This is a genomic window from Algoriphagus sp. 10J20-15 (assembly GCF_055809615.1).
Genome location: NZ_JBVVUG010000046.1, coordinates 85,734 through 97,959, shown reverse-complemented (window position 1 = coordinate 97,959; position 12,226 = coordinate 85,734). Strand labels below are relative to the sequence as shown.

Annotated in this window: 10 protein-coding genes and 1 pseudogene; 9 read left to right on the top strand and 2 right to left on the bottom strand. The window is 38.8% G+C overall.

The genetic code is table 11. The features are described from left to right. Positions 1-16: 16 nt before the first annotated feature. From AC0L6R_RS21495 to AC0L6R_RS21470, 6 genes and pseudogenes are all read left to right on the top strand, one after another. Entirely contained in the window at positions 17-1,228 is a 1,212-nt protein-coding gene (locus AC0L6R_RS21495; RefSeq protein ID WP_283411187.1) for a tetratricopeptide repeat protein, read from the top strand. A gap of 183 nt (positions 1,229-1,411) precedes the next feature. After that, positions 1,412-2,542, top strand: a complete 1,131-nt coding sequence (locus AC0L6R_RS21490; protein WP_473273072.1) for an acyloxyacyl hydrolase — start codon at positions 1,412-1,414, stop codon at positions 2,540-2,542. Positions 2,543-2,624: 82 nt separating this feature from the next. Next, positions 2,625-3,011, top strand: a complete 387-nt coding sequence (locus tag AC0L6R_RS21485; protein WP_473273071.1) for a PIG-L family deacetylase — start codon at positions 2,625-2,627, stop codon at positions 3,009-3,011. Further along, positions 2,980-4,833: a PIG-L deacetylase family protein gene (locus AC0L6R_RS21480; protein ID WP_473273070.1), complete on the top strand. Its 1,854-nt coding sequence runs from the start codon at positions 2,980-2,982 to the stop codon at positions 4,831-4,833. Before AC0L6R_RS21485 ends, AC0L6R_RS21480 begins: the two co-directional genes overlap by 32 nt. Next, positions 4,820-5,083 (top strand): hypothetical protein, encoded by a 264-nt coding sequence (locus tag AC0L6R_RS21475; RefSeq protein ID WP_473273069.1) that lies wholly within the window; start codon positions 4,820-4,822, stop codon positions 5,081-5,083. Before AC0L6R_RS21480 ends, AC0L6R_RS21475 begins: the two co-directional genes overlap by 14 nt. 103 nt (positions 5,084-5,186) lie before the next feature. Beyond that, positions 5,187-6,909, top strand: a pseudogene (locus AC0L6R_RS21470) (sodium:solute symporter family protein). A 68-nt stretch (positions 6,910-6,977) separates the two neighbouring features. On the opposite strand, the gene AC0L6R_RS21465 reads toward AC0L6R_RS21470, so the two are convergent. Beyond that, positions 6,978-7,823 carry a DUF2911 domain-containing protein gene (locus tag AC0L6R_RS21465; RefSeq protein WP_473273068.1) on the bottom strand — a complete coding sequence of 282 codons (846 nt, stop codon included), beginning with the start codon at positions 7,821-7,823 and terminating at the stop codon, positions 6,978-6,980. Between the two features lie 186 nt (positions 7,824-8,009). Between AC0L6R_RS21465 and AC0L6R_RS21460 the strand changes: the two genes are divergently transcribed. Further along, the gene (locus tag AC0L6R_RS21460; protein ID WP_473273067.1) at positions 8,010-8,930 is read left to right on the top strand and encodes a 2-hydroxyacid dehydrogenase; all 921 of its coding nucleotides are present in this window, start codon (positions 8,010-8,012) and stop codon (positions 8,928-8,930) included. Positions 8,931-9,102: 172 nt separating this feature from the next. Then, entirely contained in the window at positions 9,103-9,945 is an 843-nt protein-coding gene (locus AC0L6R_RS21455; RefSeq protein ID WP_473273066.1) for a universal stress protein, read from the top strand. 209 nt (positions 9,946-10,154) lie between these two features. Here AC0L6R_RS21455 and AC0L6R_RS21450 read toward each other — a convergent pair whose 3' ends face one another. Beyond that, on the bottom strand, positions 10,155-10,880 hold the full coding sequence (locus AC0L6R_RS21450; protein WP_473273065.1) for a tetratricopeptide repeat protein: 726 nt from the start codon (positions 10,878-10,880) through the stop codon (positions 10,155-10,157). Between the two features lie 273 nt (positions 10,881-11,153). Between AC0L6R_RS21450 and holA the strand changes: the two genes are divergently transcribed. After that, positions 11,154-12,182, top strand: a complete 1,029-nt coding sequence (gene holA, locus AC0L6R_RS21445; protein WP_283411179.1) for a DNA polymerase III subunit delta — start codon at positions 11,154-11,156, stop codon at positions 12,180-12,182. The last annotated feature ends 44 nt before the right edge of the window (positions 12,183-12,226 follow it).

Sequence of the window (12,226 nt, the reverse complement as noted above, 5' to 3'; positions counted from 1 at the left end):
AGAAAAATACGCTAAAATGAAGAAGCTAATTCTATCAATGGCCTTGATCGGTGCAACGACCCTGGCTTTTGGACAAAAAAAAGTCGTTCGTTCTGCAGAGAAGAACTTTAAATCCGGAGATCTCGCTGCTGCAATGACCGACATAGAAGCTGCAAGCTCTGATCCAGAAACGGGAGGCGATCCTGCGACTTACCTTTTAAAGGCACAGATTGAAACCAAAATGTTTGGTTCTGATTCCAGTAATACTGCTTCTACTGTAGAAACTGGACATACTGCTTTGTCAACTTATTTCAAAGCATTTGAAATGGCAGGAAGTGACAAAGAAAATGGTGTAGGCGAAGAAGTTTATGCAGATGATATGCCAGGTGTTCCAGACAACCTAAGACCATATTCTATCTATACGCTCAAAAACATTGCTTTTGACAAGGCATTAGAGAGATATAACGATGGTGATGAGGAGATGGCTTATGAGTTCTTTGACCTAGCAGGTGAAGTAGATCTTTCGGATACTACTATTCATTATAACGCTGGTTTTATTGCTAATGAACTCGGTAAATATGAGGAAGCAAAGAAGCATTTTGAATATTTGCTAGATGTAGAAGAATATAATAAGCTGACTGTTTATTATTTAATGGTTCAAATTCTAACAGGTGAAGATAAAAATCCGGAGGCTGCTTATGATTTGATAATGGCTGCTAAAGAGGATTATCCTGAAGATAAAATCCTGGCTGAGTACGAGATCCAATTGCTACTTCAATTGAATAAAATGGACGAAGCAATGGCTTCCATTCAAGACGCATTGAAAAATGACCCAAATAACGCAGGTATTCTTTTGAGATCAGGATACTTGAAGGAACAAGCTGGCGATATGGATGGTGCTCTTGAGGATTACAAAAAGTCAGTAGTTGCAGATCCTGAATTCTATGATGGAAACTATTATGCAGGTGCTCTTTTACTAGAAAAATCTAGAGAAATCGTTGTAGAATTAGGAGCTCTTTCAGACGAAGAGTGGGAAGCTAGATCGGAGTCTATGAATAAAGAATCTAATGGTTACTACGCAGAATCAATTCCATATTTTGAAAAAGCGCTAGAAATTAGACCTGATAATACTGATATCATGGCCATTCTTTATCAAGTTAACCTTCGATTGAAGAATGAAGCTGAAATGGAAAAATATAATAAAATGTTGATCGAATTGAAAGGTCCGAATTGGCAGGATAACATGTAATTCTTGTCTTAATACTTGAATTGAAGCCTCTGAATCACTATTCAGAGGCTTTTTTTGTTTTAGTCATGGGGGCCATAGCTGCTAGAATTGTTCGGTGATTTACTGTCGGAACCTAGATTCAAAATAGATAGCCGAGTTTTTTGCATTATCTATATCTTTGCCCTCTGAAAATTTAAAGTATCTATGCGATTGCAAGGAGTACAAATATTGGCTTGTTTATTTTTTGGGTTATTTAGTTTTCAAACAAATGGTCAATCCAAAAAGGTTATCGAATTTTCTTATGATCAAGGGCCTATCATCGGCAACAATAAAGATTGGGCTAATGAATTAATAGATAGGATTGATTACAAAGGTTTTGATGTACGTTTTGGATGGAGAAGCAGCGAAAATAATCACTACAATTACATCAACCGATTTCCTAGCTATGGAGTAGGTTTCACATCTGCCATTAATTATTACCCTGAAATAGGAAGGCCAATGGGCGTTTATGCTTTTGGGGAGGTTCCATTCGGTAAGCTCAATTTTGATAGAAAACTGAATTTTAGCTATTTCACGCAAATTGGTTTAGGTTTCAAAATGAATCCTTATGATGCAGAAACTAATCCCATAAACGGATTCGTAGGATCTGCGGTAAATGTTCACATTCATTTCGGATTTAAAGCTTCTTACCAGATTTTTAATAGATTTGATGTTTTTACTTCAATAGGTGCCAAGCATTATTCAAATGGATCTATTAAAAAGCCTAATTCTGGAATCAATTTTATTCCTATTTCAGTAGGAATTAGAGTTCCTCTGGATAAAGAAGAATTTCACCCTGGTCCTAAACCCGAATTTCCTCCTTTAGAAAAAAGGTTTTTCTGGAATATTGCAGCTTATACCGGTTTGAAAAGCTATGCTATTGGAGAGCGAGCTTATTTCAGAGGAGGATTAGGAGTGAATTACCTTTGGGAACTTTCATATAAATACCGGATGGGTTTAGGTTTAGATTGGTTTTATGGTGGAGGCGCAAATGTTCGATATCCTGGAGAAAGCATTACTTTTTCAGAGGTCAACTCCTTTGCAGTTGTTGGCTCTTGGGAATGGAAATTGACAGAGAAACTATATATGCCTATTGCCTTTGGAGTGTACCTGAGTAAGGCTGATTTGAATGAAGAAACAGCTAATTTCTATGAGAGAATAGGTGTGCGCTATAGAATGAATCACAATCTATTTGCAGGGGTACAAATTAAGGCTCATAAAGCAAAGGCAGATTTTTTTGAATTTACTTTTGGCTACACAATTCCTGAAAAAGTGAGGAAGATAATCATCCCTTAAGCACTTCTTTTTCCTTTAATCAAAAAATATTTTTATTTCCATCAGGCTTATTCTAGCTTGTAGGGATAAAGAATGCCCTTTTATGACCAAGCCAGTAGTGTTCAGTAGTTTAGCATTTATTTCCTTGTTGCTAAACAGTTTGATCTGTATTTCTCAATCAGTTCCTTCATCAGAAATTTATCATCAGCTGCTTCAGCTCAAAGAAACCAAAAGGGTATTGTATGTAGCGGCACATCCGGATGATGAAAATACCCAATTGATATCTACCCTTCGGAATGGCGAGCATGTGGAAGTTGCATACTTAAGTTTGACACGTGGAGATGGAGGGCAGAATTTGCTTGGGAAAGAACTGGGAATTGAACTCGGGCAAATCAGAACACAAGAATTGCTCCGTGCCAGAGAGACCGATGGGGGAAGGCAGTTTTTTACCAGGGCAAATGGATTTTGGGTATTCAAAAAACCCAGATGAGACTCTTCAAAATTGGGATAAACAGAAGGTGTTGTCCGATGTGGTTTGGGTAGTAAGAAGTTTCAGGCCAGATATTATCATCACTAGATTCAATACAATTCCTGGAGGGAATCATGGTCATCACACCACTTCGGCTATTTTGGCTGAAGAAGCATTTGATTTGGCTGCGGATCCTACTGCGTTTTCAGAGCAATTGAAGTTCGTGGAGACCTGGCAGCCTAGGAGGATATTTTGGAATTCATATAATTTTGGAGGAGAGTTTGAAGCCAATCCAAAAGAAAAGTATGCAGTTTTTCAGGTGGGGGATTACAATAGCCTGCTGGGAAAAACATACAGTCAAATTGCTGCCGATAGTCGCACCATGCATAAATCACAAGGCTTTGGTGCCACGGCTAGAATAGGAGCGGCAGAAGATAATCTCCAGTTTATTAAAGGAGAATCCTTTAAAACTTCTGCTTTTGAAGGGATTCCAAATCGATGGGAGGAAGTAGAAGGTGGAAAAAATATCGAATCTTTGATCCAAAGAGTAATTGATGATTTCAATTTCATCGCGCCAGTTTCAAACTTGAATTCTCTGTTAGACGTTCGGGCTAAACTATTGGCGCTAGGTTCCAAAACACCTTGGCTTCTAGAGAAAGCTGAGAAACTGGATCAGCTGATTTTTGAAATATTGGGGTTAAAAATGGAATTAGTAACAAATCAAGAGCTCGGATATGCTGGTGAAGCGATCAAAGCTAGTCTGGTTTTCAACAATCCTTCTTCAGTCCTGATAAATGATATTTCTTTACAGTTATTAAGTACTTACTATTCTGACGATAAAAGGCCTACGTTGAATAACGAAACTCTCCAAATTCCAATTGAGTTTGAAATACCAGAAAACACACCGCTTTCACAGCCTTATTGGTTGGTGAACCCAGTAGTAGATGCAATCTATGATGTGAAAGATCAACAGATGATCGGAAAGCCCTTCAATGATATGAAGGTAGGAGGTGACTTAACTTTCAAAATCGAGGGACAGGAATTCAAAACGGCGATTCCTTTGGAATACAAATACAATGATCAGGTTGATGGTGAAGTAAAACAACCTTTTACAATAGTTCCGGAGATTGACCTGGAGGTGTCCGATCAAAATGTATTTCTTATCTCAGACCTTAATCCTCTTGTAACAGTGACGGTCAATTTCAATGGAGAAATGAAAGAGGGAAATCTCACATTTAAAAACCTGCAGAATTATGAATTCGAAATAGTAGGAGTAGAGGAGAAGTTAAGTCAAAAGAAAAAGCTTTTCCAAGTCTCTTTCAAATTGGATAAAAATGAAAAGAGAGAAGTTGTAGCTCAATACGAAACTGCTGAAGGGGGCACTTTTGACCAGGTAACCCACCGGATTTCCTATAAGCATATTCCTAATTTGACCTATTTCTCTTCTGCTTCAATGAATTTGATACAGGAAGACTGGAAAATTTCTGGCGCAAAAATCGGATACATTATGGGGGCCGGAGATGATGTTCCTGCGGTTCTTTCTTCTTTAGGCTACCAGGTGACGGAAATCAATGACTATTCTCTAGCTAACCTATCACAATATAAAAGCGTTGTGGTCGGTATCAGGGCATACAATACCAATGCCGAACTAGCGGCCAATCAGGCAAACCTAATGGCCTATGTGAACAATGGAGGGACTGTGGTCGTGCAATACAATGTGAGTAGACCCCTTCTTATTGAGAATCTCGGCCCTTATCCTTTTTCAATCAGCAGAGATCGGGTGACAGTAGAGAATTCCCCATTCGAAGCGGATCTGGGATCATCCGATTTTGGTTGGTCCTAACAAAATCACAGTTGCTGATTTTGACGATTGGATTCAGGAAAGAGGATTGTACTTTGAAGCGAATATTGCTCCTGAATATTCTACCCCACTGTCATTCCAAGATCCAGGAGAAGATCCGTTGAAGGGCTCGCTGATCTATGCGAAATATGGAGATGGGATATACATTTATACCGGAATTTCTTTCTTCAGAGAGTTGCCTGCAGGAGTCCCAGGTGCTATTAAATTATTTATAAACTTGATCGAGCAATAGTTTTGGAGGAAAAACAGATACGTTGGAAGTACCTATATGCAGGATTAATGGCTTGCCTTTTTTTGTTGATGCTGTTATTTAATTGGCTTAAAGTCACCTACGCATGAGCACTTTAGATTGGGTTGTACTTTTTGGGACGCTGGCGCTTATAGCGACTTATGGAGTTTATAAAACTTATGGTCCAAAGAGCCTGGATTCTTACCTAAGAGGTAAAAACTCCATGAATTGGTGGTCGATTGGATTGTCTATAATGGCTACTCAGGCTTCTGCCATTACCTTTTTGAGCACTCCTGAGACAAGCTTATGAAGACGGAATGCGATTTATTCAGTTTTACTTTGGGTTGCCGTTAGCAATGATCATTATTTCGGTTGTCTTTATTCCGATTTATTACAAACTGAAAGTTTATACAGCATACGAGTTTCTAGAAAATAGATTTGACCTAAAAACCCGAACCCTTGCAGCACTATTGTTTATTCTGCAGCGAGGTTTAGCAGCAGGTATTACCATTTATGCCCCCGCAATTATATTGTCCACTTTGCTAGGTTGGAATTTGACATTTACCAACGTTTTGATTGGCTCGGTAGTTATTCTTTACACAGTCTCTGGTGGTACTGAGGCCGTTTCTATTACTCAAAAGCAACAAATGGCTGTAATGATGGGTGGGATGATCTTGGCTGGGATAATAGTTATCCAAATGGTGCCAATTTCATTTCAAGAAGCTATGCATGTGGCAGGGAAGATGGATAAACTGAACATGATCAACTTTGAGTTTGATATCTCAGATCGATACAATGTCTGGTCAGGTATGACTGCAGCTGTCTTTCTATTCCTATCTTATTTCGGCACAGATCAAAGTCAGGTACAGCGCTACCTTTCAGGCCAGACACTTTCTCAAAGTCGAATGGGACTAATAATGAATGGCTTTTTGAAGATCCCTATGCAATTCATCATTCTTTTTATTGGAGTGATGGTATTTGTGTTTTACCAGTTCTTTTTACCTCCGGTAGTTTTTAACAAAGTGCAGACGGATAAGCTGCGAGAAAGTGAATATGCTAGCGAATTTGAAGGTTTGGAAGCAGAATATGCGGAGAAGTTTGAGCTCAGTAAATCTTCCTACTTGGAAATGCTGGATGCGATAGAGCAAGGTGATGAAGGGAGGGAAACAGAAATTCGCGAGGAAATCTCAGTTTTGAAGTCTGAGCAGGAAAGTATTCGCGAAGTGGTGAAAGAACTGATTGTAACCAATGATCCTGTGGCTGAGACTAGGGATACCGATTATGTATTTATGCGTTTTGTGATGGATAATCTCCCAAATGGTATCATCGGGTTGCTTTTCGCAGTAATTTTCTCAGCTGCGATGTCATCAACAGCTTCCGAGTTAAATGCATTAGGGTCCACAACTACTATAGATTTATATAAGCGTTCGATTAAAAAAGAAGCATCTGACAAGCACTACCTAATGTCATCCAAGCTTTTTACCGCTTTTTGGGGGGTCGGAGCAATACTCTTCGCTACCTATGCATCTTTGTTTGAGAACTTAATTCAGGCAGTCAACCTACTTGGTTCACTTTTCTATGGTACCATTCTTGGGATTTTCTTAGTGGCTTTCTTTATGAAGTGGGTGAAAGGGCAGGCAGTATTTATTGCGGCATTACTTTCCCAGGGACTGGTTTTATTTGTGCATTTCAACAATGGAGATGTAATGGACAACAACCTTTGGGATATTGGTTTCCTTTGGTATAATCCTATCGGATGTCTTTCAGTGATGATTTTTGCAGCACTACTTCAGATGATCATTCCTTCCAAAAGCACGAGTCAATCATAATTAGCAAAAGCCTCCGATCTGGAGGCTTTTCTAAGTTAAGTATCTGACATTGAATATCTGATGATCAACTACTTCAATGATTTAATCAATCGTTCATTCAATCCTACATAGTCTGGATTTCCGGCTTCCTCAGCCAAGTCAATAGCTTCCGTCGCAGTTTCTACAGCTTCTGTTTTTTTACCCAAAGCTGCTTCTATCTTTGCCTTCAGATGCATGGTCCAGTATTTCGGATCGGCTTCTACAGACTCATTTATCCAATTGTAAGCTAGATTGATGTCCTTGCCGTTTGTATAATAATAACTGGCTGCAGAATACAATAAGCTGGGGTCTGAAGTATCACCATCAATCACATATTCTTGGATTTGCGCCATCACTAGGGGATCGACTTCTGTTTCTATTCTGAAATCAACTCTTGTATTTTCCCATTTCAATGAAAGATCAGCCCCTGTATCTGTCATATTTGCAAAGCTGATCTCAAAGGTTTCCGCCTTCTTGCTAAGTTTTTCGGGTTTAGCTTTGAATCTGATAAGGTCATCATTTTGCTCGTAACCTATTGCTCCCCACAGTTTGATGTTTTTTGAGAGAATCATCGTCCACTCAGATTTGCCTGGAATAGCATAAAGCGCATATTGACCAGAAGGAATGGTGGTACCGTCGATGATTACATCCGTAGAAAAGGATAGAACCGTGGCGCCATTCGCCCCAGTTCTCCAAATTTGTCCGTAGGGAACAAGCTCTCCAAATATTTTGCGGCCTTTGGTACTAGGTCTGCTGTAGTCCACAGTCACATCCGTCAAGCCGACTTTTTGGGCAATTTTAGCCGATGGAGATGCCTGTGGCATTTGGATTTGCTGCGCAAAAGAAACAGCGCAACAAAGTAAAAAGGCTATTGTTAGAACGGTTTTTTGTTTCATTGAAATTGAAGTTATAATTTGGTTTAGACATACTTAAGCGTAAAATTTGAAAGTATGTTTTGAATTGAGATGCAATTTGAAAGTTTTTATAGAGATAAAACAGAGTGCATACTTCGTTTTTTTTACCAAAATTGAACCTTTTCCCCAGTTTTCCATCCACAATCAATTTCCTTCGTATAGAACAGTATGAGTTTAGCTATTATTTGTCCCGGTAAGAATCCGGATGTTTGGATTGAGCAATTCAATAAGCTCGATTCTGAACTTTCCATTGAAGTCTACCCAGAAATTACCAATCCTGAAAAAGTCGAATTTGTCTTTCTTTGGCAACATCCTGAAGGAATTCTTTCTGACTTTCCAAATTTAAAACTGATCAGCTCCATGGGAGCGGGCGTGGATCATATTTTGCGCGATAAATCGATTCCAAAGGATATACCAATTGTGAGAATTGTTGATGATAAACTTACCTTTTCAATGACTAATTACGTGGTGATGGCTGTTTTGAATTACCACAGGCAGATTTCTCGCTACCAGATGAACCAAACACGAAAAGTCTGGGATATGAGTACTCCAGAATTGGATGTGTCTATAGGCGTTATGGGGGTTGGGGCTTTAGGTAAGGATGTAATGGATAAGTTAAGTATTATGGGCTTTCCAGTAGCTGGTTTTGGTTTTTCCGAAAAAACTGATTTCGAATATCCATATTATACCAAAGACCAGTTAGATGAGTTTTTAAAAGAAGTTAATGTGTTAGTCTGCCTTCTTCCATTGACGCCGGATACGGAGAATATTCTCAATGCTGAGCTTTTTGAAAAATGCAATCCCAATACCTACCTCATAAATGTGGCAAGAGGAAGACACTTGGTTGAAGAAGATTTGACAAAAGCCTTGGAAAATGGCCAGCTTTCAGGAGCTATGCTTGATGTGTATCGAGAAGAGCCATTGCCTGAGAATCATCCGTTTTGGGAAAACTGGAAAATAACAATGACTCCGCACATTGCTAGTGTAACTAACCCACAGGCAGCAGCACCGCAAGTGATAGAAAACATAAAGAGAATCCGTGAAAACAAGGAATTGATTAATGTCGTTGATCGCACTCGAGGTTATTAATTACTAGGATTATCCGCAAGGATGCCAGTAATCTAGATTCATTGCTTATCAGACTTGAAGACCGAACTGGCCTCAATTCTAAGTTTAACATATCATACTTTGCATTTAGCATCCTACTGGTAGAAAAGCGGATATACATATTAATTATTCAGAGAGTAAAAAAACAAATAAAATGGATCAGACTTTTAAGATATTGTGCCCTACAGATTTTTCAGAATGCTCTTTGAATGCTATCGAATATGCAACGAGATTGGGAGAAAAGTACAAGGCGGATCTGATTCTATTTCATGTGCTCAATCGGGAGGATTATCAAAAACTGTCACCGTCAGATACTGATGGGAAACATCAGATGGATTTTGTTTTAGAAAAACTTCAGAATTTGCAAAAAGCAGTTAATAAGGAAGGAATAAACAAGGGGTTGCGTAGCTGTACTTCTGTCGTGAGGGAAGGCAACATCGTCAAGGAAACCCTCAATTATGCTACAGAAATTAATACGAGCTTAATTTTGGTAGGCACGGAAGGTGTTAATGATTTTAGAGAAAATATTATAGGTTCTCGAGCAAGTAGGATAGTGGAGCAGTCACAATGGGATATACTAGTGGTCCCTAGGAAGGTGTTTTTCAAAGCGCCCAGAAAACTTGTCTATGCTAGTGATTACCTAGAAGAGGATAAAATTGCAATTCAAAAGGTTGTTGAATTTGCACGGTTTTTTGATTCTGAGATAGATATAGTCCATGTCAGCGGTACGCATAAAGCATTGGATAAGTCACTGCACGAGACAATGGTGGAAGAGATTGAGCCATTCATTAAATACGATAAAGTCAATTTTGTCTTAAAATCCTTCCGCGATGATATTGCCTTGGGATTGGAAAATTACCTGCAAACTGCTAAAGGTGACATGCTGGTGACTTTGAGTGAAAAGAAGTCATTTTTCGATCAGATTTTTTCAAAAAGTCTTTCAAAAAAAATGGCCTATTTTATCAATAAGCCACTTTGGGTGATAAAGTCTGCTTAGGCTTTCCAATTAGGTACATTTCGCGAGTTAGTCATTATGATTATCTGCAAAGATGCCAATCACCTTGGATTCTTTGCCTATCTAGGAGGAAGGTCGATGACTCCCGCACTGGCGGGACAGGCTGAAGCAGCCTCAATTCTTAAGTTTAACATATCCATTGTTGATTTTGACTCCATACTGGGACAATAGCGGATATACCTATTAGTCAGTTAACCTTTCTTGCCACTGAAGAATCCTTTCAAATAGTTGCCGAATTCTTTTCGTGTGTGTGCGTTATTGAAAACAGAACCTAAGGTGTTCAAGAAATGGTTAAAAGTCATTTCCTTTTTTTGAGCTGGTGCTAACGGCTCTTCATTCGTTTTAGAACCTATTTTTGGAAGTTCGGAGCTTTCTTTAGACGGATTAGCATTTGGAATAGAAGTTCCGGTTGGTTTGTAGCCAATCAGATCATCGGCTTTTTCAAAGCTTTTCTTTGACTTGGCTTGATATCCCAATTTCTCTTCTACCAATCCTTTGTTGTTGTGAGAAACAGCATCTTCAGGATCTAGTTCTATAGCTTTTTCATAATCTGCTATTGCTCCTTCCAAATCGCCGATTCTGTCTTTTAAATAGGCACGACTACTGTATCGATAGGGATTTTTAGGATCAAGATTAGCAGCCCTGTCAAGTTCGGATAGTGCTTCTTTATTTCGTTTAAGTAAATGCAAAACTACGGCCCTATCTGAGATGAAATCGGTGTTGTAAGGCTCCAATGATGTTATCAAATCAAATTCAACCAAGGCTTCTTCAATTTTTCCCATTCGGGAGAGGATTCTTCCTCTGTTCAAATGAAGCTGTGGATGATTAGGCGTTTCCTTGACCAATCCATTGAAAATGGACAATGCTTCCTCAAACTTCCCTGATTTATATAATTCTATTCCTTTTTCGAAGCTCATGATTTCTTATTTAACTGCAGATTGCGCGGAGGTTTCGCAGAGGGTGCAAATTGTTATTAATGATCAAACTTCTTACGATCAATCAATTTTCCCTTATATTTTATAACTTAAAACTTTAACACCTTTCAAACTTCCACCCTTTCCACTTTCCAACTATCTACACCTTTAAATACAAAGTTAACGCCTGAATAGTTTACCAAAGAATCTTTCTTAGGTTTTTGCACGCAAATGGATAGGCCTGTTATCTTTAAGGCTTGAGATTACTTCTGATTTATGCCCCAACAACCACAAGCTGTACTTAAAGAACTGAAAGCGAAAAAGTTTGCTCCAATTTACTTTTTGGATGGTGAGGAACCGTTCTTTATTGATCAGATTACCGACTACATTGAAAAGAATGCAATTGCTGAGCATGAGCGTGGTTTTAATCAAGTGGTGCTCTACGGAAAAGATTCAAATGTGGGTTTGATCCTCAATAATGCGCGGAAATTCCCGATGATGGCTGATCGGCAAGTCGTGATTATCAAGGAGGCTCAAAGCTTGTCAGACCTGACCAAAGAGGAATCACAAAAACTGCTGATTAGCTACGTACAAAATCCACTACCAAGTACGATTCTGGTATTTGCTCACAAGTATAAAAAGTTGGATGGCAGATCTGCCTTATACAAAGAACTTGATAAGAAAGCGGTATATGTGCGGTCAGAAAAGGTCAAAGATTATAAATTGACTGATTGGATTGAAGGCTATATCAAAGAGACTGAACACTCAATAGATAAACGTTCAGCACAACTTTTATCTGATTCTATTGGGAATAACCTGGAAGTGCTTTCCAATGAAATAGGGAAGATGCTGATTAATTTTCGCGAACCCACAAAAATCACTAACGAGCACATTTCCAAGTATATCGGTATAAATAAAGACTACAATAACTTTGAATTTTTAAATGCAATTGGGTTTAAAGATGTGGTGAAAGCAAATAAAATCATACACTACTTCATCCAAAACCCTAAAGCAAATCCAGTGATTCCTATGTTTTCACTGTTGTTTAACTACTTCACCAGAATTGCTTTGATTCACCAAGCCAAGAGAAATGGAGCGGGCGAACAGCAATTAGCCAGCCTTTTAGGGCTTCCTCCATTTGTGGTTAAAGAATATTTAGTAGCGTCCAGAAACTACAATTTGGGCAAGGTAATTGATGTGTTCGCATACATCAAAGAGGCTGATCTTCGTTTTAAAGGAGTTGACTCCGGAAGTATGAGCGAAGCCGAAAACCTCCGCGAGCTTGTTTACAAGATTTTGCATTGATTATCTAAGCCACACTATGAAATCGAGTATCTCGTGGATGTCAC